The organism is Blautia sp. 1033sp1_1033st1_G9_1033SCRN_220408 (assembly GCF_040929965.1).
In the GTDB taxonomy this organism is placed as follows: Bacteria; Bacillota; Clostridia; order Lachnospirales; family Lachnospiraceae; genus Blautia_A; species Blautia_A ammoniilytica.
Window position 1 is genome coordinate 270446 of the sequence record NZ_JBFKZO010000002.1, and the last position, 23457, is coordinate 293902.

Below are 23457 nucleotides of genomic sequence, written 5' to 3' on the forward strand. Positions count from 1 at the left end.
TTTATTTTATGATATTATAGAAATAAGAAATTATAAATTTTAAAAAAATATAAAGGGAGGTTGTTTCATATGACAGAAGGATTGAAATGGACTGTGAACCAGGTGCCCAAGTCTTCTGATTCCTACCTGGATCTTATGTCCGGGGAAAACGTAGCAAAAGCCAATGAATTCCATAAAAGCTTTCCCCAGTATTCTGTAACACCCCTGCAGAAGCTTTCTGCCCTGGCCAGTTTTTTGGGCGTAAACAATATTTTCTGCAAGGACGAATCCTACCGTTTCGGGCTGAATGCTTTTAAAGTGCTGGGCGGATCCTATGCAATGGGCCGTTATATTGCAAAAGAACTTGGGAAAGATATCAGCCAGCTGCCTTATAATGTTCTCTCTTCTGAAGAACTTCGTAAAGAATTCGGACAGGCTACTTTCTTTACTGCTACAGATGGCAACCACGGACGTGGCGTTGCATGGGCAGCTCATCGTCTTGGACAGAAGGCCGTTGTGCGGATGCCGAAAGGTACAACCAAGACCCGTTTTGACAATATTGCAAAAGAAGGCGCAGAAGTTACTATTGAAGAAGTAAACTATGATGACTGTGTAAGGATGGCAGCTGCTGAAGCCGCCAAAACCCCTCATGGGATCATTGTCCAGGATACTGCCTGGGACGGTTATGAAGAGATTCCTTCCTGGATCATGCAGGGATATGGCACTTTGGTTCTGGAAGCAGATCATCAGATGGAAGAAGCCGGTGTGCGGCCTACTCACGTATTTGTTCAAGCTGGCGTAGGCTCCCTTGCAGGTGCTGTGGTAGGTTATTTTGCAAACAAATATAAAGAAAATCCTCCCATCATGGTGGTGTGCGAAGCAGGCGCAGCTGATTGCCTTTACCGCTCTGCCTGTGCAAAGACCGGTGATCTTGTAAATGTAACCGGAGACCTTGCCACTATCATGGCTGGACTTGCCTGTGGCGAGGGCAATACCATCGGATGGGATATCCTTAAGAACCATGTTTCCGTATTTGCATCATGTCCTGACTGGATGAGTGCAAAAGCTACAAGAATTTATGCCAACCCGCTTGGAGATGATCCTAAGGTTATTTCCGGTGAATCCGGCTCTGTACCGCTTGGCCTTGTTTACACTGCGCTTCATGATGCAGATGCAGCAGACCTTAAAGAAGCCCTTCACCTGGATGCGGATTCCAACATCCTTGTGATCTCCACAGAGGGAGACACTGACCCGGTACGCTACCGTGAGATCGTATGGGACGGTCTTTATGGCACATCCCAGTCTCTCAGTAAATAATCAGAACATAATTATTCATTTAATATTACACATATACAGGAGGAAGAAAAATGGATTACAGTCAAATCAATGCAGCAGCAGAAGGCTACAAAGCAGACATGACCAGATTCTTACGGGATCTTGTAAAAATCCCGGGAGAAAGCTGTGGCGAGAAAGGCCATGTGATGCGGATCAAAGAAGAAATGGAGAAACTTGGCTTTGACAAAGTTCAGATCGATCCTATGGGCAATATCCTTGGTTTCATGGGAAGCGGCCAGACTCTCATCGGTTTTGACGCTCATATCGATACTGTAGGTATTGGTAACAGAGATAACTGGAAATTTGATCCATACGAAGGCTACGAGACAGACTCTGAGATCGGCGGCCGTGGAACCTCTGACCAGATGGGCGGTATTGTTTCTGCTGTTTATGGTGCAAAGATCATGAAAGATCTTGGTCTTTTAAATGACAAATTTCAGGTTGTAGTCACCGGTACTGTACAGGAGGAGGATTGTGACGGTCTTTGCTGGCAATACATCATCCATGAAGACAAGATTCGTCCTGAGTTTGTTGTATCTACAGAGCCTACAGACGGCGGTATTTATCGTGGACAGCGGGGACGTATGGAGATCCGTGTAGATGTAAAAGGTATCTCCTGCCATGGCTCTGCTCCTGAGCGTGGAGATAATGCTATTTATAAGATGGCTGATATCCTTCAGGATATACGCGCCCTCAACGAAAATGATGCAGCTGATGAAACACAGATCAAAGGCCTGGTTAAAATGCTGGATGAGAAATACAATCCAGAATGGGAAGAAGCACGTTTCCTTGGAAGAGGTACTGTTACTACTTCTGAGATCTTCTTTACTTCCCCAAGCCGCTGTGCAGTTGCAGATTCCTGCTCTGTATCCCTTGACCGCCGTATGACCGCAGGCGAAACCTGGGAAAGCTGCCTGGATGAGATCCGTGCTCTTCCTTCCGTAAAGAAATACGGAGACGATGTAAAGGTTTCCATGTACGAATATTCCCGTCCTTCCTGGACAGAGCTTGTATATCCTATTGAATGCTACTTCCCTACCTGGGTCATTCCCAAGGATCATAAGGTTACAAAAGCACTTGAGGATGCATACAAGGGACTGTATGGCGAAGAACGCCAGGGCAATGATGTAACATCCCAGCTTCGTAAATCCCGTCCTCTTACCGACAAGTGGACCTTCTCCACAAATGGTGTAACCATTATGGGACGTAATAATATCCCATGCATCGGCTTTGGACCTGGTGCAGAGGCACAGGCTCATGCTCCAAATGAAAGAACCTGGAAAGATGACCTTGTAAGATGTGCAGCTGTATATGCAGCACTTCCGGGCAATTACTGCAAATAATTTTTTTTCCGCAATCAGGGCCGGGATCCGCACCTGTGCGTCCCGGCTGTATACCAGATAATCCATCATAAAACATACAAGGAGAATGATAATCATGAAAACATTACAGGATTATATTGACAAATTGAACAGCCTTAATTTTAAAGAAATGTACAACAACGATTTCTTCTGGACATGGGATAAGACCGATGATGAACTGGAAGCTGTTTTCACTGTTGCTGATGCACTTCGCTTTATGAGAGAGCATAATATTTCTACCAAAGTATTTGAAAGTGGTCTTGGGATTTCTATTTTCCGTGATAATTCCACACGTACCCGTTTCTCCTTTGCTTCTGCCTGCAACCTGTTAGGCCTTGAAGTACAGGACCTGGACGAAAAGAAATCTCAGATTGCTCACGGCGAGACTGTACGCGAAACAGCAAATATGGTTTCCTTCATGGCTGATGTGATTGGTATCCGTGATGATATGTATATCGGCAAAGGACATGCTTACCAGAAAGAATTTATGGATTCTGTTACAGAGGGCAATCAGGACGGTATCTTGGAGCAGCGTCCTACTCTTGTAAACCTTCAGTGTGATGTAGACCATCCTACCCAGTGCATGGCAGATATGCTGCATATCATCCATGAATTTGGCGGTGTTGAGAACCTGAAAGGTAAAAAGATCGCTATGTCCTGGGCATACTCTCCTTCTTATGGCAAACCTCTTTCTGTTCCTCAGGGCGTGATCGGACTTATGACACGTTTCGGAATGGATGTTGTTCTTGCTCATCCGGACGGATATGATGTAATGCCAGAGGTTGAGGAGATCGCACGTAAGAATGCACAGGCTTCCGGCGGTTCTTTCACAAAGACCAACAGCATGGAAGAAGCATTCAAAGATGCTGATATTGTTTATCCAAAGAGTTGGGCTCCGTTTGCAGCCATGGAGAAACGTACCAACCTTTATGGTGAAGGTGATTTCGATGGCATTGACAAACTGGAAAAAGAACTGCTTGCTCAAAATGCAGAGCATAAAGACTGGGCATGCACAGAAGAGCTTATGAAAACCACAAAGAATGGAAAAGCTCTTTACCTTCACTGCCTGCCTGCAGATATCACAGGTGTAAGCTGTGAAACCGGTGAGGTTGATGCAAGTGTATTTGACCGCTACAGAATCCCGCTTTACAAAGAAGCAAGCTTTAAACCTTATGTTATTGCAGCTATGATCATGCTGTCTAAATTTGAGAATCCTCAGGACATCCTGAAAAAGCTGGAAGTGAAAGCAGCTCCCAGAATCATGGCATAATACCCCGTTGGGGAGTGGGAGGTTTGTATGTATCAGAGAAAACGAATCGTAATCGCTCTTGGCGGTAATGCATTGGGAAATACCCTTCCTGAACAGATGATTGCTGTAAAAACTACTGCCAGGGCTCTCTGTGATCTTATTGAGGAAGGACATCAGGTGGTGGTTGTCCACGGAAACGGTCCGCAGGTAGGCATGATCAATAATGCTATGTCTGCCCTTTCCAGAGAGGATGATACCCAGCCTAACACGCCTCTTTCCGTATGTGTTGCTATGAGTCAGGCCTATATTGGCTACGATCTCCAGAACGCACTCAGGGAAGAATTGCGGAAGCGTGGTTTTATGCGCACTCCTGTAGTAACAGTTGTCACCCAGGTCAGGGTAGATCCGGATGACCCTGCCTTTGCCAATCCCACAAAGCCGATCGGCAAATTCCTTACCAAGGAAGAGGCCGAATATCAGGCAAAAGCCTATGGTCACATCATGCGCGAGGATGCAGGCCGTGGCTACCGGCGTGTGGTAGCATCACCTAAGCCTGTAGAGATTGTTGAACAGGATGCCATCAACAGCCTGGTGGATGCCAATAAGATCGTGATTTGCTGTGGCGGTGGCGGTATTCCAGTAATCCTGAAGGATCATCATCTGAAAGGTGCATCCGCAGTGATTGACAAGGACTTTGCCAGCTGTCTTCTTGCAAAGCAGCTGGATGCCGATATGCTGATCATCCTTACAGCAGTTGAAAAGGTAGCCATTCATTTTGGCACCCCTGATCAGAAATGGCTGAATGACCTTACAGTATCCCAGGCTCGTAAGTACGTAAAAGAAGGCCAATTTGCTGCTGGCTCCATGCTTCCCAAGGTAGAAGCAGCCATTGATTTTGCCGGCTCCGGTTCCGGACGTACAGCACTGATCACGTTGCTTGAAAAGGCAAAAGAAGGGATCCAGGGGAAAACAGGAACCCTGATCCATCTATAAAACAACCTGGTAATAGTCACTTATTGAAATAAACAGGTTGCCTGGTATCACATCACCAATCCATTTAACGTCCACGTAATCAAAAAGGAGTTATCCCCATGAGAAGAAAGGTGCTTACACTTCCGCTCCCATTTCGGATAACTCCTTTTGTTTTCTTATGATCTGCCGGACAGTTCTGATGAATAATCAATGTCCAGTAATTCCTGTGGATCCCTTATCTGATAATAAAACACATCCTCCGGATATTGACGGATCAGTACCTTCCCGCCCTTGTCACCGGTAAGTTTTAAAAGCTGAGGGTAATACCTGCTGCCAAAAATACATGGATTACCCATTTTCTCCTGAAAACAGCACACACCCATGCCCTTCCCTGAAAGAAGAAATCCATCCACCAGTTCCTTTACACTGCCGGCTGTAAGGCCAGGCTGGTCTGCCACCATAAAAAGACATACATCTTTGTGAAGATTATGCTGCAGTCCCACCTGCATGGAAGAAGCGATCCCTAGGTCAGGAGCAGGATTCATATAGACCGGAAATCCCTGGCTGATGCATGCTTCCAGGATCTGTTCATACTGAGTCACAACCTGCACCTGACAGTTTACTTTCAGCAACCCTGCAGCTTTCTTTAATGTATCCAATCCATAACTATACATAGGCTTTCCATTTACAGGATACAATAGCTTATTCTGTCCAAAACGGCGGCTATATCCAGCCGCCAGTAAAATTAATGCAAGTTCTGTTAGTTCATGCTGTCTCATTTTTTATACTTCCCCATACAGCCGTTGTACCCTTTTCTTCCAGGCATCTGGCAATGTTGGCTGCTTCTTCCGGGTCTGCCAGTACATCTGCCTTATTCAGGTATACACGATAAATACGTTTTTCCACATTCTTAAATAAACCATGTATAGATGATGCGATCTTTACAACATCTTCACCAGTTACTGGTGCATCCATATTTTTCTGTAAAAATACGGATGTTTTCTCTGCTCTGTGGGTCACTTCCCGAATAGGATGGCCAAGACAGTCCAGCCCGATCACGCTGATCACAATGTGTGCAAACTTGGGAATCACCGGTTCCCATTCCTCCGGTACCTTCAATGGTTTATGTTTTGCTCCATCAGCCTCGATCAGCATTACATCGCATAAATCTTTAAGCTCCCGTAGCTGTTGTTCTGGCAAGGCTGTTATCTTATTTTTCTCTGGATCCAGTCCTGCTGCCACCACATATTTATATTGCTCCAGGCACGCCAGCACCTGCTGCCTGTTGCCATCCTTGGCAAATGGTCTGTCCTTTTCCCATTCCATATGCGTGGTTGTAGCGATCACCACAGTTTTATCCATAGCCGTCAGCTCCTGACACAGACGGTAGATCAAGCTAGTCTTCCCTCCGCCTCCAACAACAGCGATCACTGGATCGTTCTGGATATCCAGATCAAGAAGATCCAGAAAATATTCTGAATAATGCATCGGCTCCTCCTTTATGGAAGTATATGCTCTCCAAGCAGGATCTCAATCACGCTTCCTGCTATACATCTGGCTTTATCTGATATGGTAAAACAGTTCTTTTTTTCTTCTTTTCTGGGATCAATATCAGCAATCTTCATTCCTTTAAAGACATGATATCCATCACGTATGATTCCTCTCAGCACACCTGTGATTGAAGCCGGTACAGGCACTTCTCCTACATAGGCAAGAATCTGTCCCTTCTCCACCAGATCTGCAATCTGGCTCTTTACATGGATGATCCCTGCCTCCGGAGAATGGAGCACACGCTCCTTGCTTACTCCCCCTACCATACCGGGCACGCCTGTATTAGGCTGTGCATAATCGTCCTCTATGATCCTGCCAAGATCATGTCCACGCATCGTTTCCACCACATAGTCCACATCTTCTCCAGCCAGAAAGCCTGGACCAAGGCCAATGGTTACAGGTGCCATTTCTTTCCTTGTTCCAAGATTTTTCTTTGCAATGATTCCATCGATCAAAGCTGCTGGTGTCTGGCCATCCAGCCCGGTCTTAAGGCATGCCGCCTCCGGATCTACCAACAGCGGAATCTGTCTTTTTTCCCACACTTGCCTGCATTGGCTAATATCTTCGATCCTGCTGCAAAGCACACCTTCCACAAAGGCTTCTCCATCATATACAGCTTCGCAGAAAGCTACTTTCCTGCGGATAGCACTTGGCTTTTCACACTCTAATATAAGGACTTTATAACCGCACCTAAAAAGCCTGTAGATCACCCCAGTGGCCAGGTCACCGCCACCTCTTACAATAATATAATGCTCACTCATTATTCTGAAGATTTTCCTTATTTACTTTTTCTACTGCATTCACAATGTTTTCATATCCGGTACATCTGCACAGATTCCCTGCCATGTGCTTACGGATAGCATCTCTGGACAGTGGAATCCCTTTTTCCAGGAGCACTGTGGCAGACATAATGAAACCTGGAGTACAGAAGCCGCACTGTACAGCTCCCTCCTCTATAAATGCCTGTTGGATCCTTGTAAGCTCTCCGTTCTTCTCCAGGCCTTCCAGGGTACGGATCTCTTTGCCATCAGCCCAGACAGCCAGATAAATGCAGGAATCAATGGTCTCTCCATCCAGGATCACTGTACAGGCACCACATTCTCCTACCTCACATCCTTTTTTCACAGAGGTAAGTCCAAGACGATTTCGTAACATATCCAGAAGAGACTCTCTTACATCCACATATTCCGCTACAGGCCGTCCATTTACTGTACATTGTACCAGTCTCATTTCTTTTTTCATGCTCTGTCACCTCCCTGCAGACGGATGCTTTCTTCCAGCGCCCTGGCTGCAATCTCACCGCCGATCTGAAGTCTGAATGCCCTGGATGCCCTCCAGGAATTCCTGGGATTGATTTCCTTTCGTACCAGCTCTTTTACATTGGTATAAAGCTCCTCCCCAATCTTCATTCCCTTCAGTGCCTGCTCTGTTTCCCTGCACCGAAGGGGTACAGGTGCTGCCACACCAAAGGTGATCCTTACATCCTTCAACGTATATGTATCAAGGTCTACCGCACTCACTACACTGCAGCTTAAGGTTGCAATATCCATAGCATTACGCATGGAATATTTAATATAGTGGCCTTTATAACCTTCATATTCACAGACAGGGATCACAATGTGGGTCAGCAGGTCCCCAGGGTGAAGATCTACTTTTCCAGGACCCAGATAAAACTCCTGGATAGGAACCAGCCGTTCTCCCTGATCATTTCGGATCAGCAGCATTGCGTTTAAGGAAAACAGTGTAGGTGCACTGTCTGCACTGACAGCCCCATTACATACATTGCCCCCGATGGTACCGATATTCCTTACCTGAGGACCTCCTACCTGATCTACTGCCTCACCAAGTACAGACAAATGCCTAGTGATCAAAGGATCTGCTGTCACATGGGAGAAAGTAGTGCCTGCCCCGATCCAGATATCCCTGTTCTCAGCCATCCATACTCCCTGGATCTCCCTTATATCCCGGATACTCACCAGGGAAGTACCTGCCATTTTGCCTTCCCGGATCTTGATCAGCACATCACTGCCTCCGGAAATAACTCTGGCATGGGGATGTTCTTTCAGAAGCTTTACCGCTTCCTCTATGGTTGACGCCTGATAATAATTCTCAATATCATACATTTTTCAGTCCTCCTCAATCATCCCACAACTGGTATAAGTCCTGCCCTTTGGAAGGCTTCGATCAGCCTTTGAGGCGTAAGCGGATTCTCATTAAATGCTACACCGGTTGCATGAAGTACTGCATTGCGAATAGCTGGCGCCGGAGGAATAGCAGGCGGCTCACCCAGTGCTTTATTCCCATATGGGCCTTCCGGATCGTCCATCTCTACAAAACCTGCAGTCAGATCCGGCGTATCCATCATGGTCATCATTTTGTAATCCAGAAGAGTGGCATTCAAAGGACGTCCTGTCTTTTCATCCAGAAGCAGCTGCTCAGACAGACCATATCCCATACCCATGGACATCCCGCCCTGAACCTGCATGGAAGCCAGCTGGGGATTCAACAGCTTCCCACTATCATGTACATTAATAATATTCAGTACTTTTACTTTTCCTAAAGCCATATCCACTTCCACTTCTGCAAACCCACAGCCTGTGGCAAGGGTATTTTTCTTTACCTGTCTTGAAACCTCTGCTGTAATTACAGAGGAATTCGTCAGGCTGTAATAGCATTCCAGTGCCAGCTGTTCAAGTGAAAGCACCTTCTCTCCGTTCTCCAGGATATATCCATGATCCAGTTCCAGCGTACCCACAGCCTCAGGAAGAAGCGTCTTGGCATAAGCAAGGATCTTCTCCTTCAAAAGCTGGGCACATTCCTTCACTGCTGTCCCTGTTACAAAGGACTGCCTGGATGCATAGGCACCTGTATCAAAAGGTGTAACATCTGTATCCTGCACAGAAGTGATATGGATATTCTCCAGCTCCATATGCAGCGTCTCTGCTGCCATCTGTGAAAATACCGTATCTGCACCCTGTCCGATCTCTGTTGCGCCTACCTGAAGCTGCACGCTGCCGTCCTGATTCAGGGACATTCTGGCTCCTGCGATTTCCAGGGAAATAGGCCATACTCCTGTTTTATAAGAAAACAGGGACATTCCCACTCCCCTTCGGATATTGCCTGTCTGGTTAGCATATTCTTTTCTTTTTTCTTCCCAGTGGATAAATTCTGCGCCTTTTTTCAGGCATTCAAAAATACCGTTCGTATGAGCTGCAATAGGCTTCAGGTATGCATCCTGGTAAAAGCCCTTGATCAGATTCTTCTTTCTGAATTCCAATGGATCCATATGGATGGCATATGCCACATCATCCATAAAACATTCCATGGCAAAATTCGCCTGTGGAATCCCATAAGCACGCATAGCACCGCCTACAGGTGTATTGGTATAAATGGTATATCCCTCTGCCCGCACATTAGGACAGCCATACTGAAGGCGCCAGGCGGTAAGCCCGTTAGCTACAATGGCATGTCCATGGGAAGCATAGGCACCCTGGTTAGAATAAGCATGCATATCCTTTGCTATCAAGTGGCCATCTTCATCCACTCCAGCAGCCAGATCATACTCTATGGAGTGTCTTGTTCTGGTATTTACAAAAGTCTCCTCTCTTGTAAGCTCCAGCTTTACAGCACGCCCTCCTACAGCCATCGTAAGAAAGGCATTTAAAGGCTCATACAGCACATCCTGTTTATTGCCGAAGCCACCGCCAATATAGGGTTTGATCACTCGTACCTTCCCCCACGGGATTCCCAGTGCCTGACCGATCACTCTGCGCACAATATGCGGGATCTGGGTAGAGGATACTACTACGATCCGGCCATTTTCCATATAAGCATAAGAAATATTATTCTCAATATGACAATGCTGTATAATAGGTGTCTTATAGCTGGCTTTCACTACAACTGCCGCTTCCTTCATCCCCTGGTCCACATCTCCAATTTCATAATCTGAATGTGCCAGGATATTATCCTTTTTCTCCTGGTGTATCGGAGGATTACTTCCTTTCATGGACTCTCTTGGATGGATCTGCACAGGATATTCTTCATATTCCACCTTGATCAGCCGCAAAGCCCTGGAGGCTGTCACTTCATCCTCTGCTACAACCGCTGCAATATCATCTCCATAATACCGTATACGTCCGGTAAGCAGATTACGGTCTGACACATCCTGATGTGCAGTTTCTACAGACCATGGATGCCCTGGTGTAGGGTAAGGATGTGTGGGCACATCTTTAAATGTTACAATCTTTACCACACCGTCCAAAGCCTCAGCTTCACTGGTGTCAATGGAAATTACCCTGCCATTTCCGATGGTAGCATGATAAACCTTTGCAACCAGACAGTGGTTCAGGATCATATCATCTGTAAACCTGGCTCTTCCGGTCACCTTGTCGTAAGCATCCACTCTTGGTACACTTTTTCCGATCATAAGCTTCACCTTCTTTTTTCATAGCTTTGTTAATATTTTAAAAGAGCCAGACAGCTCCCTGCCATTTCAGGAACCGCCATTGGCTCTTTATCTGCTTCTATTTCTTCCTCTCATAGGGAGTATCAGAAAGAGGAAGGGACGTCCTGAACTTTCCATCATAATGATAGTAGGCTGCTGCAATAGCCGGTGCTGTTGGTATGGATGTGATCTCTCCGATTCCAATGGCCCCTCCTGCTACATTCAGCCCTTTTTTCTCTACAATAATACTCTCTACCAAAGGTATTTTGTTTGCTTTTGGTAATCCCAGTGTACCATATCTGGCTGTTGGTTTGCAATCTGTAAGAGGATATTTTTCTGTAAGTGCAAATCCATAAGACATGATCACACCGCCTTCGATCTGCCCTTCCACAGACAATGGATTCACTGCTTTTCCCACATCATGGGCAGCTACGATCTTTTCCACCATTCCGTCCTCATTCAAAATACATACCTGGGTAGCATATCCATAAGCCACATGGGAAACCGGATTTTTCAGATCACTTCCCATAGGATCTGTTTTCGCCAAATATTCACCTATATATTCACTGCCTTCCAGATTAGAAAGATCTGTTCCTTCCAGAGCTTTTTTCATTTTTTCACAGGCTCGTATACAAGCTTCCCCTGTAACAAGAGTCTGCCTGGAACCAGAGGTAGTACCTGAATCCGGTGCACTATAGGTATCTGACCCACTGTAACAGATCTTTTCTCTTGGAAGTCCCAGATGCTCTGATACCAGCTGCACCAGAACAGTGCCTACCCCCTGTCCGATGCAGGATGCTCCTGCGTGGATCTCCACACGCCCGTTCTTCACAAGCAGCCTGCATCTGCCCCAGTCTGGCAGCCCCACGCCTACACCCGCATTCTTCATGGCACAGGCAATGCCGGCACCTGGATGTTCATCAAATACTTTCTTTACTGCTTCCAGTGTTTCACAAAGGCCAGTGGATGCATCCACAATCTGACCATTAGGAAGCTCCTGTCCCGGCCGTATCCCATTCCTGTACCTGATTTCCCAGTCACTGATTCCTACCTTCTCTGCCATTTTGGTAAGGAGCATTTCAATTGCAAAACAGGTCTGGGTCACACCAAACCCTCGAAAAGCACCTGCCGGAGGATTATTGGTATAATATGCTTTACCATCAATATCAAAATTCTGATAATTGTATGGCCCGGATGCATGCGTACAGGCTCTTTGCAGCACTGGTCCGCCAAGGGAGGCATATGCTCCTGTATCTGCGATCACACTTGCCTTTACTCCCTGGATGATCCCATTTTCATCACACCCCAGCGTAAACTCCATATCCATAGGATGGCGCTTTGGATGGATCAGGATACTTTCTGCCCTGGTAAGCTTAACCTTTACCGGATAACCGGACAGATAAGCGATCATAGCAGCATGATGCTGGACAGTCACATCCTCCTTGCCGCCAAACCCTCCGCCTACCAGCATATTTCGTACACGAACCTTTTCTGCCGGGAGTCCCAGAACAGTCATACATTCCTGCTGTGTGTCGTAGACGCCCTGATCTGTAGAATAAACGGTCACACCGCCATCTTCATCCTTAACTGCCACTGCACACTCCGGCTCCAAAAAGGCATGCTCTGTCCATGGTGTTTGAAAACTGTCTTTCACCACATAGGCAGACTGTGCAATCGCCTGATCTGCATTCCCCCTGTGTACATGCCAGTGAGCCATAAGATTATCCTTTTCCGACTCGTGGACCTTAGGTGCTTCCGGCTTCATAGCCTGATATGGGTCTTTAACCATAGGAAGCTCTTCATACTCTACACGGATCAGTTTTTTGGCCTCTTCAAGGATCTCCGGTGTGCGGGCTGCCACAAGGGCAACCGCGTCTCCCAAATAGTGAACCAGCCGTCCCACCGGAACCAATGTATCCCAGTCTTTTTTCAGATGTCCGGTTTTAACATTGCCTGGAACATCTTCTGCTGTATAAACATCGATCACTCCTGGAAGTGCCTTTGCCTCCTCTGTGTGAATAGCAAGAACCCGTGCCCTGGGATAAGCTGCCCGAAGGGCGCTTCCATAGATCATTCCCTCAAACTCCAGGTCATCCGGATATTTACCGGTTCCCAGTACCTTTTCCTGTACATCAATCCTTGGAACTCTCTCTCCCATCTTCCAAGTATAGGAAGGAGTGGCTGGAAGCCCTTCCCGCAAATATTTCCCTGCAAGAAGGATTCCATCAATGATCTTTTTGTAACCTGTACAGCGACAAATATTATTCTTGATGGCATCTGCAGCATCTGCTCTGGAAGGATCCGGATTTTTGTCCAAAAGCCCTTTTGCACTGATGATCATCCCAGGAATGCAAAAACCGCATTGCACGGCACCTGCTTCCCCAAAGGCTCTTACATAAATCTCCTTTTCCTGCTCACTTAGACCTTCCACAGTCAGGATATGCTTTCCTTCAAGCTTGGAAAGTCTGGGGACACAGGCTTTCATGGGCTTACCATCGATCAGGACATGGCAGGTACCACAGGCGCCTTCGCTGCATCCGTCTTTTACTGATTTTAATTTACATACATTTCTCAGGAAAGGAAGCAGCTTCCCATCGCCTTCCTCCTGATATTCCTTTCCATTTACATAAAAACGGTACATAGATCCCTCCCATATTTTCCGGAACCTGAACGATCTACTTTACGGAATCAGATAACTGTAATCACAAATCACTGCAAGTATCAGTTTTCTAAGGTTTTCGAATAATGGATCCTCCGGATCGTCTGCCTTGCATTGCTTTTCTGTACCCAGAAAACGGACTTTGCAGATCCGATTCTCATGATCCAGTACAGTAAATCCGTCATTTTTGCTGTCTGCCATGTCAGCTTCACTGGCAAATAAAGTAAACTTGTCTTTATATGGTGCACTTGCATATGGACAGAAAGTGCCACAGTTCCCGCATTCATTACACATATAATCAACATGGATCACCTGGTCTTTCTCCATGCCAGGCACATGAATGGAAATATTGGCTCTGTTTGGACATACATCCACACAATTCTCGCAAACCCTGCTGCAATCCAGACATCTGTCTGCCTCGGATGAGGCCTGTGCTTTTTCACAAAGAATACCTTTCTTTTTATAGCAATCTTCATTTGTTCCCTGATCCGGATGCTGGCTTACGATGTCTTTTTTCAAGATATCCTTTGCTGCTAACTGAGCATCACGAATGCCCTCTACAATGGTAGCTGCTCCTCTGGATCCATCTCCTACTGCATAAATCCCGGCCACACTTGTCTCACAGGTCTGGGTATTCAGGCGAAGTCTGCCCTTTTCATTCACAGCCAGTCCATTTGCCTGATAAAACTCTGTGGGTACATTTTCACCAACTGCTGCAATCACAGTATCTGCTGGAACCTGCATCCATTCATCCGTTTCTTTTACACCTGCACGGCCAGATTCGTCTGCCTGGGTCAGTTCCATTTTTCTGCAGAGGAGGCTGCCATTTTCAAGACTAACAGGTGACAGAAGTTCACAGAACTGAATACCCTCACCAAGAACTTCCAGCAATTCATCCTCAGCTGCCGGCATATATCTCTTAGTCCTTCTGTATACAAGTGAAACCTTTTCCACGCCTTTCACACGGCTGGCTGCCCTTGCTGTATCCATGGCAGTATTGCCGCCACCGATAACTACTACATTCTTTCCAAGGGAAAGTTCTCCATTCTTTTCTTTATATTCCCTTAAAAATTCAAGTGCATTTCGAACTTCTCCCTTTTCCAGAGAGAGAATGCCGTGTTTGTGTGCACCTACTGCAAGAATTACAGAATCAAATCCTTCATCTTTCAGTTCCTGAACAGAACCAATTGCCCTGCCTGTCTTTACTGTCACACCAAGTGCTTTTATGAAGGACAGATCCTTTTCAATGTCACTGTCTGTAATACGGAACTCCGGGATCACGTAACGGATCACTCCGCCCAGCTGTGCCTCTTTTTCAAAAATAGTTACATCCGCTCCCTCTCTTGCAAGGAAGTAAGCTGCAGCTATACCTGCCGGGCCACCGCCTACAACAGCTGTTTTTTTACTGATAGCAGCCTTCGCCTTTACATATGGAAGCACACTTTCGTATCCGTTTTTGGCAGCCATCAGCTTTGTTCCACGCACGTCCACCGGCTCTTCATAAAAGTTCCTTGTACATTTTGTCATACAATTATGTGCACACAAGGTACCTGTAATAAAAGGAAGTGGATTCTTATCCAGAATCACTTCAAGAGCTTCTTTATATCTGCCTTCCCCAGTCAGCCGGATATACTCCGGAATATCCTGATGGATAGGACATCCTTCCTGACAAGGTGCATAAAAGCAATCCAGAAGCGGAACCTGCTGATCACTCTTTCTTACAGGAAGAGGCTTAATGCTCTTTAAATGATGGTGATCTTTTTTCGCTTCTTCAGCAAGGGCAGACAGCTTCTCCACCTGTACACCCTGCCATTTCTCCAAAGGCTTTTCCATTACTTTTTCTGCCATCTGGGTAAATCTCTGATATCCGCCTGTTTTTAATAAAGTAGTAGCTACTGTTACCGGCCACACACCACAGGAAACGATCTTGTCAATGTTATAATAATCAGCTCCTCCTGAATAAGCGATCCGAAGCTTTCCTTTAAACTGTGCAGAAAGCTTTGCTGCAAGTGAAATAGACAGTGGGAACAAAGACTTCCCGGACATATACATTTCTTCACTTGGAAGCTCACCTCTGGTCACATCCACAGGGAAGGTATTGGTGATCTTCACTCCGAATTCAAGCCCAAGCTGACCGGAAAGCTCTATCAGTCTGGTCAGCATAGGCACAGCATCCTCATACTGCAGATCATCCAGGAAATGGAAATCTCCAAATGCCATGTAGTCGTATCCCATCTCATCCATAGTCTTTCTGGCAAATTCATAGCCCAAAAGAGTAGGATTGCATTTAATAAATGTATTTAAATGCTTTTCTTTCAGCAGGTAATCTGCAATACTTTCGATTTCCTTTGGCGGACATCCATGCAAAGTAGAAATCGTAGCTGAATTACAGACTGCAGATGGGATTCTCTTAATATCTTCTGCATTTACATGCTGAAACAGGTCTGTATGATCCAGAAGCCATTCCTGGCATTCTTTAAAAACAGCGGTATCCTTTGCTTCCTTCATGCCTTCGATAAAGGCATCGATCTTAGGAGTCTTGATCCCTGCCAGATCATATCCTACGGAAATATTAAACTGGAATCCGTCCTGTCCTCCCAGTTCAAACTCTTTGGCCATTACATGAAGCAGAAACCATGCCTTAATATATTCTCCCATTGCATCCGGTACTGTCAGCTCAGTAGACCACTCACAGTTATATCCCTCGTCCTCAGCAAGGATACATGGCTTATTAATACAGGAAGCCAATTCCTGTCCATCCATCTTCTGTACAGTTTTAAGCTCAAAGAATCGTGCTCCTGCATAATATGAAGCTACAATATTCTGAGCAAGCTGAGTATGGGGGCCGGCTGCCGGCCCAATTGGATTCTCCAGCTTCCTGCCAAAGATCTCTCCGCCTTTCCCAGGATCTGCCTTATAAGCCCTATGCACTCCAAATACAGTTCCTCTTGATCTTTCTTCCTCCAGGATCCACTCCATCAGCTGTCCAAAGGACATACATGTCATAAGATCACTCATTCGTCTGCCTCCTATTTCCCACTGTTAATATCATCAGCCAGTTCTTTCGCAGACTGTCTGCAGTCTGCCATCACCTTCTCCACATCACATACCAATACTTCTCTGTCCTTCATCAGCACTTTTCCATTGCAGATGGTTGTTACAACATCTCTTCCGGTTGTACCAAACAGAAGATGACCGTTCACATTGTCCCCACGCATTGGTGTAAGAGGATCATAATCCATTACGATCACATCCGCTGCAGCACCTTTCTTCAGTACACCCAGCTGTTTCTTAAAGTATCTGCCTGCGATCACTGCATTATTCTCAAACAGCATCCTGGGAACCTCTGCCCAGGCTGCATTAGGATCGCAAAGGCTATGCTTGTGAAGGATATTTGCCACCTTCCAGGACTCCAGCATATCATGGGTATATCCGTCTGTTCCAAGTCCTGTAACAATTCCTTTATGTACCATCTCCATAGTAGGAGGACATCCACAGGCATTGCCCATATTGGATTCCGGATTGTGTACAACCATAGTATCTGTGTCTTTGATAAGATCCATCTCATGCTCATTCACATAGATACAATGTCCCAGAAGAGTCTTGGGTCCCAGGATATTCCAATCATATAACCTGTCCACGATTCGCTTATTATGCTCTTTCAGGCACTGATGAAGGTCATAGATCCCTTCAGCTACGTGAATATGGTAACCAACACCTTCCGGCTTCAGTTCATTACAAAGCTCCATTGTCTGATCAGAAATCGTAAAGGATGCGTGCATACCCATCATAGCTGCGATCATATCGCTGTCATCTGCCAGGGCGTGTTTGATAAAATTCACGTTCTCCATAACAGACTCTCTGGACTTATCCATACCATCACGGTCAGAAATCTCATAGCACAGGCAGGTACGGATCCCCAGATCCCTGGCTGCGTCCTCTATAGCACTTAAAGATCCTGTAATATGCCCGAAGCTGGCATGATGGTCGAAAACAGTTGTTACACCGTTGCGGATGGAATCAATATAGGTAGCATAAGCACTGAGCCTGGTCTGCTCCAGCGTAAGATGCCGGTCGATCGTCCACCACTGTCCATCCAGAATATCCAGAAAACCAGATGGATTGTACCCCTTGATAGAAAGCCCTCTGGCAAAGGCGCTGTAAATGTGCTCATGTGCATTAATAAATGCAGGCATGATCAGGCCACCTTTTGCATCAATGTATTCTGCCCCTGGACAGGCCTTTTTTACTTCTTCCGTATTGCCTACCATGTGGATCGTATTGCCATCTATGGCCACTGCCCCATTTTCAAAGAATATGTGAGATTTGTCCCGTGTGATCATTCTTCCATTACCAATAATAAGCATATTTACCTCCTCCTTTTTTATTTAACTGATTTTTTTAGGAATACTCCATATTTTATAGTATCAATTTATCATAAATTTGTATAAATTTCAATGGAACTTGCAAAAACTTTTTTTGATATTCTTAATTTTTTTGTTGGAATGTGCAAGAAGGCAAAAGGATGATTTCCTTTTGCCTTCTTTCTCTCATTCATATGCGTATTTTAGGATCAGCCGCCGATCTCCCTGACTCCATGCTTCCGGATCAAGAACTACATGAAAACCCTTTCCATTCTTTACATGCCATTCATAAAAGGATCTGTGCTCATCGCAATATTCCTCCATAAGATTCATAATGGTGCCGCCATGCACTACCAGACCTGCTCTTAGTATCTTACGGTTGATACATTGCTGCACTGCTTTTCCAAATCCGTCAAAGCATCTTTTCTTAAAAGCCCCTCTGCTTTCACCTCCCGGAAATGGAAGCATCCCATTAGAATCAATCCACTGCTGATAATGCTGATTACCAGACAGTTCCTTATAATTTTTATTCTCAAACTCTCCGAAATCACACTCTGCAAGTTCCGGAATAACATGCGCCTCATGTTCCGGAAAAAGAATCTGTGCAGTCTGCAGACACCTCTTTTTAGGACTTACAAACACTGCATCTATTTCCGGATATTGAAGAGTTTTAAGAAACTCTATCCCCTCCACACAAAGAGGCTCATCTGTCACTCCAATGTACTTGCCGGATTTGTTTCCCTCTGTCTGCCCATGACGAATCAGCCACAAATCAAGCATCTTTGATCACCGTTCCAATCCCGCATATCACTCTTGTTACTTTCCGGCTGTAGGATGCAAGAACAGTACAGATCCTTCCTGTCTTCTCACGGTATGCCCGGTCAAAAGCATCTACAGGAACAACTCCATAGCCGATTTCACAGGAAGTAAGGATCAGATTTGGATTTCTTCTTATCAATTCCTCTCCAAATCCTTCCAGATCTTGTCCTGCCTGCATTTCCTTTCGTATAAACTCATGAAAATTCAAAACACCTGATACTGTAAAAATCTCGTCTGCGCCCAGATCTCTGCCTTCTCTCCAGCAAATTTCAGGATGCTGCTTTTTTGCATAATCGCTTTTTCCCTGAAAAGCCCCTCCGATGATCAGTTCCATTTGCTTTCTCCCTGCTCGACTTGAATTTATTATATGAAATTAGAAACAATAGCCAGGATCACACACATCCCGGCCTCACAGGTACAAAGGAAAAACCCTGCCAGATCCCCTGTGATCCCTCCAAAAAATTTCATGGCCATATGATGATACCAGACAAAAACCGCCAGTGCGCCAAGAAAAGCCAGGATTCCTAAAACAGGCTGTACCAGTACCATAAGAGCAAGCAAAACTGCCAAATAAATGACCAGCACATTCCGAACCGTAATATCTTCTGATTTTCTTGAAAACTCTGCCACTGTTCCATCTTTTCTTGCTTTTGGAAATGTAACCACGCTGATCCCGGAAAAACACCTGGAAACCATAAAGCCCATTGCCATGATCAGCAGCGCTTTGCCGTTTCTCCACATCTGACTGTAAGCCCCATACCATGTAAGGAAATAAATACCTGCTGTGATTACTGCAAAAGCTCCTGCATTGGAATCCTTCAGGATCTCCAGCCTGCGCTCACGGCTTTGCCAGGAGCTTAATGCATCTGATGTGTCCAGAAGGCCGTCCACATGGATTCCTCCTGTAACCAGTACTGGGATCAAAGTGAGAACTACTGCCACAAAGCTGCCATTATATCCACAATACAGCCCTGCATATCCTGCCAGCCAGGTGATCAGCCCGATCACTGCACCTATAAATGGAAAAAAGCAGAACATATACTTGATATTTTCTTTATCCCAGTCAGTTACAGGCATAGGGATCTTGGAATACATAGCAAACGCCGCCTTAAAATTATTCCACATTTTTTTCATCAGGTACACATCCTCCTTTCAGATATACCGGAATCCCATATACAACTTCCGTCACTTCATCTGATTCCCCGGCAATCTGACGATTGATCTCTCCCAGATAGCTTTGATAAAGAGCGGTCTCTCCCAGATACTGGGCAGTTTCCGAAAAAATTTCATTGGTCACGATCACCAGATGCTGTACACTGTCACGAAGATGTTTTACCCCTTCCATCACTGCTTCCACAGTTCTTTCATGGGCACCCTCTTCCTGAAACATTTCATTGGCAGTCAAATTGGACATGCACTCCAGAAGCACTACACTGTCCGGATCCAGCTTTAGTCCCTTAAGATCCGTATATCTTTCTACTGTTTCAAAACCTTTTCCTGCACGCATCTGTCTGTGCCGCAGGATCCTTGCATCACTTTCTTTATCAAAAGGAAACATGGTAGCGATATAAATCCGTTTTCCCTGTCCAAAAGACAGGATCTTTTCTTCTGCATAGGCAGATTTCCCGCTTCCACTGCCTCCTGTTACCAAAACCAGCATTCTTTTAGTTCCTCATATTCAGCATGTTCATCGTTTCTCCATGTGGCTATTTCAATTCTTCATATTGTTCTACATGGATATCCTCAAAGGTACTAAGCGTATTGTAAAGCTTTGCACCCATATCCAAAAATGGAAATAGCGCTACTGCCCCGGTGCCTTCCCCAAGACACATGTCTCCATGGATCACCGGATCCTTTCCCAGTGCCTCCATCAAAAGCCTGGAAGCCGGTTCCTTTGACATATGGCTAGGAATCATATAATCACCTGCCAGTTCACACATTTTCCTGGCTGCAAGAGCTGCCACACAGGAAATAAATCCATCCATAACTACCGGCATACCAAGAGCTGCTCCTCCAAGATAAACTCCGGTAAGTCCTGCAATGTCCAGTCCTCCTACCTTTGCCAGCACATCTACTGGGTCTTCCGGATCCGGCTGATTCAGCTGGATCGCCTTCTCTATGGTGCGGATCTTCCGTAAAAGTCCTTCACTGGAAAGCCCGGCTCCCCGGCCTGTCATCTTTTCTACCGGCTGACTCAAAAGAACAGATGCCACTGCACTGCTGGTGGTAGTATTACCAATGCCCATCTCGCCGGTAGCCAGTATCTGGTATCCCTGGCTTTGCAGTTCTTCTGCCATAGCGATCCCGGCACGGATCGCCTGCTCTGCCTGTTCTCTTGTCATGGCAGGACCCTTTGCCATATTCCTGGTGCCATAAGCAACCTTCAGATCCCTTCTTGCCAGTGCATCTGTTACCATACCAATATCTACCGGCTTCATATCCACACCGCACTCCTGGCACATCACGCATACAGTAGAAGTGCCGCGTACAAAATTATCCGCAACAATAGCAGTCACTTCCTGTCCTGTCTGGGTCACGCCTTCTTCCACAATACCATTATCCGCGCACATGGCAACCAGTGCTTTTTTATGTATATCCACGTTAAATTTCCCGGTGATCCCGGCGATCTGTATGATCAGATCCTCCATCTTTCCCAGGGAATGTAAAGGCTTTGCAATACTGTCCCATCGTTTCTTTGCTTTTTCCATGATCTGCTGATCCAACGGCCGGACAGCAGCAATGGTTTCATTTATTGTCATCTTTTCTCTCTCCTTACTTCTTTCCTGTTGTAAACACAAGGAATTTACTGAATATGTAATTCAGCACAAGTACCACAAACTGGGTGGCAAATTTCCCTAGCATATCATTCATATGAAACTGTTCTACCAGAAGCCACACGCCGCCCACCTCAATCACCATAGTTGCCAGCCTGGCTCCGATAAACTTACCAAAAGGCTTAATGTGATCCTTCAGGGTCTCACATTTATCCTGAAATACATATTTTGAATTTACCACATAGGCAAAAAGAATGGCAAGGATAATCGAAATAAGATTAGCTGTATTCAGTTCCGTACCTGCTTTACGCAGGATATAAAAGCTTACAAGATTAACCATAGTGGTGCAGCCGCCAAAAAAGACATACCGCACCACATCATTCTTATATAATTTTTTGATCAGTTCCTTCATTTTAATGTTGCTGTTCTCCTGTTCCACGTAATATCTTTGATACAATATACCTTGGCCGTTTCTTTACTTCTTCATAAATCTTGGCAATATAATAGCCTATAATGCCAAGGCTTAACATCACAGCACTTCCGATCATAAGAAGCACGATCAACGTAGTAGTATAACCCTCCACAGCCCGGCCGCCAAAGAACTGCACAAGAGAATAGATCAAAAGGACCAGTGAACAAAGGAAGCATGCTGCTCCTGCTATCGTAACAAACTGCAGGGGCACAGTCGTAAATGCCACAATGTTTGTAAATGCATATTTGATCAAAGACCAGGTGGACCATTTGGATTCACCTGCTTCTCTCTCCTGAACATAAAATCCAACGGTAGTTGTTTTGTATCCTACCCATGCAGACTCGGCCCGGAAAAACATATTCCGCTCCGGCATCGACAAAATACTGTCTACCACCTTTCGATCCATCATCTTAAAATCCGAAGCATTCTTCATGTCAATTCCGGTAGCCTTGGACATGATCCCATAAAAGAAGCCTGCACACTCCTTATGGATCACGCTTTCCTTGCCTCTGGAGAGCTTCACTCCCTCGATCACTTCATAGCCCTTCTGCCACAGTGCGTACATCTGAAGCAGCGTTTCCGGCGGATGCTGCAGATCACAGTCCATCACCGCTACTACATCCCCTTCTGCCTGTGCAAGCCCTGCACAGATAGCCGCCTCTTTTCCAAAGTTCCTTGAAAAATGAATACCCACCACATTTGTATCCTTAAAACCGGCCTTTTTGATTTCTTCCCATGTGCAATCCTTGGATCCATCATCCACAAGAACCAGCTCATAGGCAATCCCTGCTTTTTCCAATTCTTCCTTTAATACTTTGCAGGTTTTTCCAACCATCAGTTCCTCATTATATGCGGGGAGGACAATTGACAGTCTGCTCATAATATAACCTCCAGTCCATAATTCCAGTCAAATTTAACTTCCCCATTATATTACAATTCCATGATCCAGGCAACAACGTTCCGGATTCTTCAAAAAAAGTTAAGATTTCAGGAAGCGGTTAATTTCAGGAAGCGGTTATATTGATCCACATTGCAGGCCGCACACCAAAGTCCAGTTTATCCACAGCTGCACCATAAAAACTGGTAACTCCGCTTTCAGATACATAATTTGCATTTTTTTGTAAAAATCCCGGAGAACGCAGCCACCAGCTGCAGTAACCATAGTCAAAATCTGTTGTTCTCTCCACAGCTGACACTCCCTGCGCCAAAGCATATTCTGTAGGTTCAGCCTGTTTTTCCTGTGAGGTAGGCAGGCATTCTTCTGCTTCTTCCTCACTTAGCAGAAAAATCCTGTCTGAAGTATCTTTTTCTTCCATGAAGAGCTTTTCGTCGCCAAAGGTTTCCCTGTACTTTTCCAAAGAATCTTCATCCATATATTTAACATCTTTTGTGACATGCTCCCACCACTTAAATCTCAGATTTTGAAGTGGGGGCTTCTTGCTCAATGGCTCTACTGAGCCAAGTATCTACAAGCTATC

The 23457-nt window shown here is 45.5% G+C and carries 21 protein-coding genes; 4 read left to right on the forward strand and 17 right to left on the reverse strand.

Annotated features, from left to right (window positions below):
- Nucleotides 1-69: 69 nt before the first annotated feature.
- From dpaL to arcC, 4 genes are all read left to right on the forward strand, one after another.
- Nucleotides 70-1296, forward strand: coding sequence for a diaminopropionate ammonia-lyase (gene dpaL / locus AB5916_RS02975; protein ID WP_173726706.1), 1227 nt, complete (start codon nucleotides 70-72; stop codon nucleotides 1294-1296).
- A 50-nt stretch (nucleotides 1297-1346) separates the two neighbouring features.
- Nucleotides 1347-2657, forward strand: a complete 1311-nt coding sequence (locus AB5916_RS02980) for a YgeY family selenium metabolism-linked hydrolase (protein WP_368189179.1) — start codon at nucleotides 1347-1349, stop codon at nucleotides 2655-2657.
- Nucleotides 2658-2751: 94 nt separating this feature from the next.
- Nucleotides 2752-3945, forward strand: coding sequence for a knotted carbamoyltransferase YgeW (ygeW, locus tag AB5916_RS02985; RefSeq protein WP_173726704.1), 1194 nt, complete (start codon nucleotides 2752-2754; stop codon nucleotides 3943-3945).
- A gap of 27 nt (nucleotides 3946-3972) precedes the next feature.
- Entirely contained in the window at nucleotides 3973-4917 is a 945-nt protein-coding gene (gene arcC, locus AB5916_RS02990; RefSeq protein ID WP_158421580.1) for a carbamate kinase, read from the forward strand.
- 155 nt (nucleotides 4918-5072) lie between these two features.
- On the opposite strand, the gene AB5916_RS02995 is transcribed toward arcC, so the two are convergent.
- From AB5916_RS02995 to AB5916_RS03075, 17 genes are all read right to left on the reverse strand, one after another.
- On the reverse strand, nucleotides 5073-5675 hold the full coding sequence (locus tag AB5916_RS02995; RefSeq protein ID WP_368189180.1) for a nucleotidyltransferase family protein: 603 nt from the start codon (nucleotides 5673-5675) through the stop codon (nucleotides 5073-5075).
- The gene (gene yqeC / locus AB5916_RS03000; RefSeq protein WP_173726702.1) at nucleotides 5662-6384 is read right to left on the reverse strand and encodes a selenium cofactor biosynthesis protein YqeC; all 723 of its coding nucleotides are present in this window, start codon (nucleotides 6382-6384) and stop codon (nucleotides 5662-5664) included. The genes AB5916_RS02995 and yqeC overlap by 14 nt, the downstream gene beginning before the upstream one ends.
- A gap of 11 nt (nucleotides 6385-6395) precedes the next feature.
- Entirely contained in the window at nucleotides 6396-7208 is an 813-nt protein-coding gene (gene yqeB, locus AB5916_RS03005; RefSeq protein WP_368189181.1) for a selenium-dependent molybdenum cofactor biosynthesis protein YqeB, read from the reverse strand.
- Nucleotides 7201-7689 carry a xanthine dehydrogenase subunit XdhC gene (xdhC, locus tag AB5916_RS03010; protein WP_158421576.1) on the reverse strand — a complete coding sequence of 163 codons (489 nt, stop codon included), beginning with the start codon at nucleotides 7687-7689 and terminating at the stop codon, nucleotides 7201-7203. The genes yqeB and xdhC overlap by 8 nt, the downstream gene beginning before the upstream one ends.
- Nucleotides 7686-8570 carry a xanthine dehydrogenase subunit XdhB gene (gene xdhB, locus AB5916_RS03015; RefSeq protein ID WP_368189182.1) on the reverse strand — a complete coding sequence of 295 codons (885 nt, stop codon included), beginning with the start codon at nucleotides 8568-8570 and terminating at the stop codon, nucleotides 7686-7688. The genes xdhC and xdhB overlap by 4 nt, the downstream gene beginning before the upstream one ends.
- Before the next feature lie 17 nt (nucleotides 8571-8587).
- The gene (gene xdhA, locus AB5916_RS03020; protein ID WP_368189183.1) at nucleotides 8588-10873 is read right to left on the reverse strand and encodes a xanthine dehydrogenase subunit XdhA; all 2286 of its coding nucleotides are present in this window, start codon (nucleotides 10871-10873) and stop codon (nucleotides 8588-8590) included.
- A gap of 97 nt (nucleotides 10874-10970) precedes the next feature.
- Nucleotides 10971-13532 (reverse strand): selenium-dependent xanthine dehydrogenase, encoded by a 2562-nt coding sequence (xdh, locus tag AB5916_RS03025; protein ID WP_368189184.1) that lies wholly within the window; start codon nucleotides 13530-13532, stop codon nucleotides 10971-10973.
- A 39-nt stretch (nucleotides 13533-13571) separates the two neighbouring features.
- Entirely contained in the window at nucleotides 13572-16568 is a 2997-nt protein-coding gene (ygfK, locus tag AB5916_RS03030) for a putative selenate reductase subunit YgfK (RefSeq protein ID WP_368189185.1), read from the reverse strand.
- Between the two features lie 11 nt (nucleotides 16569-16579).
- A complete protein-coding gene (gene ssnA / locus AB5916_RS03035) occupies nucleotides 16580-17917 on the reverse strand; it encodes a putative aminohydrolase SsnA (protein ID WP_158421571.1) in 1338 nt (445 codons plus the stop codon).
- A 183-nt stretch (nucleotides 17918-18100) separates the two neighbouring features.
- On the reverse strand, nucleotides 18101-18694 hold the full coding sequence (locus AB5916_RS03040) for a histidine phosphatase family protein (protein WP_368189186.1): 594 nt from the start codon (nucleotides 18692-18694) through the stop codon (nucleotides 18101-18103).
- A complete protein-coding gene (locus AB5916_RS03045) occupies nucleotides 18687-19067 on the reverse strand; it encodes a bifunctional adenosylcobinamide kinase/adenosylcobinamide-phosphate guanylyltransferase (RefSeq protein ID WP_368189187.1) in 381 nt (126 codons plus the stop codon). The genes AB5916_RS03040 and AB5916_RS03045 overlap by 8 nt, the downstream gene beginning before the upstream one ends.
- 29 nt (nucleotides 19068-19096) lie before the next feature.
- Entirely contained in the window at nucleotides 19097-19867 is a 771-nt protein-coding gene (cobS, locus tag AB5916_RS03050) for an adenosylcobinamide-GDP ribazoletransferase (RefSeq protein ID WP_368189188.1), read from the reverse strand.
- The gene (locus tag AB5916_RS03055) at nucleotides 19848-20393 is read right to left on the reverse strand and encodes a bifunctional adenosylcobinamide kinase/adenosylcobinamide-phosphate guanylyltransferase (protein ID WP_368189189.1); all 546 of its coding nucleotides are present in this window, start codon (nucleotides 20391-20393) and stop codon (nucleotides 19848-19850) included. The genes cobS and AB5916_RS03055 overlap by 20 nt, the downstream gene beginning before the upstream one ends.
- Nucleotides 20394-20439: 46 nt before the next feature.
- Complete coding sequence (cobT, locus tag AB5916_RS03060; protein WP_368189190.1) at nucleotides 20440-21492, reverse strand: nicotinate-nucleotide--dimethylbenzimidazole phosphoribosyltransferase; 1053 nt, start codon at nucleotides 21490-21492, stop codon at nucleotides 20440-20442.
- Nucleotides 21493-21505: 13 nt separating this feature from the next.
- Nucleotides 21506-21919, reverse strand: coding sequence for a GtrA family protein (locus tag AB5916_RS03065; RefSeq protein ID WP_368189191.1), 414 nt, complete (start codon nucleotides 21917-21919; stop codon nucleotides 21506-21508).
- A 1-nt stretch (nucleotide 21920) separates the two neighbouring features.
- Entirely contained in the window at nucleotides 21921-22859 is a 939-nt protein-coding gene (locus tag AB5916_RS03070) for a glycosyltransferase (protein WP_368189192.1), read from the reverse strand.
- A 124-nt stretch (nucleotides 22860-22983) separates the two neighbouring features.
- Nucleotides 22984-23352, reverse strand: coding sequence for a DUF6273 domain-containing protein (locus AB5916_RS03075; RefSeq protein ID WP_368189193.1), 369 nt, complete (start codon nucleotides 23350-23352; stop codon nucleotides 22984-22986).
- Between the last annotated feature and the right edge of the window lie 105 nt (nucleotides 23353-23457).

Coding starts and splice junctions, on each gene's coding strand:
- dpaL (WP_173726706.1), top strand. CDS start 70: ATGACAGAAGGATTGAAATGGACTGTGAACCAGGTGCCCAAGTCTTCT.
- AB5916_RS02980 (WP_368189179.1), top strand. CDS start 1,347: ATGGATTACAGTCAAATCAATGCAGCAGCAGAAGGCTACAAAGCAGAC.
- ygeW (WP_173726704.1), top strand. CDS start 2,752: ATGAAAACATTACAGGATTATATTGACAAATTGAACAGCCTTAATTTT.
- arcC (WP_158421580.1), top strand. CDS start 3,973: ATGTATCAGAGAAAACGAATCGTAATCGCTCTTGGCGGTAATGCATTG.
- AB5916_RS02995 (WP_368189180.1), bottom strand. CDS start 5,675: ATGAGACAGCATGAACTAACAGAACTTGCATTAATTTTACTGGCGGCT.
- yqeC (WP_173726702.1), bottom strand. CDS start 6,384: ATGCATTATTCAGAATATTTTCTGGATCTTCTTGATCTGGATATCCAG.
- yqeB (WP_368189181.1), bottom strand. CDS start 7,208: ATGAGTGAGCATTATATTATTGTAAGAGGTGGCGGTGACCTGGCCACT.
- xdhC (WP_158421576.1), bottom strand. CDS start 7,689: ATGAAAAAAGAAATGAGACTGGTACAATGTACAGTAAATGGACGGCCT.
- xdhB (WP_368189182.1), bottom strand. CDS start 8,570: ATGTATGATATTGAGAATTATTATCAGGCGTCAACCATAGAGGAAGCG.
- xdhA (WP_368189183.1), bottom strand. CDS start 10,873: ATGATCGGAAAAAGTGTACCAAGAGTGGATGCTTACGACAAGGTGACC.
- xdh (WP_368189184.1), bottom strand. CDS start 13,532: ATGTACCGTTTTTATGTAAATGGAAAGGAATATCAGGAGGAAGGCGAT.
- ygfK (WP_368189185.1), bottom strand. CDS start 16,568: ATGAGTGATCTTATGACATGTATGTCCTTTGGACAGCTGATGGAGTGG.
- ssnA (WP_158421571.1), bottom strand. CDS start 17,917: ATGCTTATTATTGGTAATGGAAGAATGATCACACGGGACAAATCTCAC.
- AB5916_RS03040 (WP_368189186.1), bottom strand. CDS start 18,694: ATGCTTGATTTGTGGCTGATTCGTCATGGGCAGACAGAGGGAAACAAA.
- AB5916_RS03045 (WP_368189187.1), bottom strand. CDS start 19,067: ATGGAACTGATCATCGGAGGGGCTTTTCAGGGAAAAAGCGATTATGCA.
- cobS (WP_368189188.1), bottom strand. CDS start 19,867: ATGAAAAAAATGTGGAATAATTTTAAGGCGGCGTTTGCTATGTATTCC.
- AB5916_RS03055 (WP_368189189.1), bottom strand. CDS start 20,393: ATGCTGGTTTTGGTAACAGGAGGCAGTGGAAGCGGGAAATCTGCCTAT.
- cobT (WP_368189190.1), bottom strand. CDS start 21,492: ATGACAATAAATGAAACCATTGCTGCTGTCCGGCCGTTGGATCAGCAG.
- AB5916_RS03065 (WP_368189191.1), bottom strand. CDS start 21,919: ATGAAGGAACTGATCAAAAAATTATATAAGAATGATGTGGTGCGGTAT.
- AB5916_RS03070 (WP_368189192.1), bottom strand. CDS start 22,859: ATGAGCAGACTGTCAATTGTCCTCCCCGCATATAATGAGGAACTGATG.
- AB5916_RS03075 (WP_368189193.1), bottom strand. CDS start 23,352: ATGGATGAAGATTCTTTGGAAAAGTACAGGGAAACCTTTGGCGACGAA.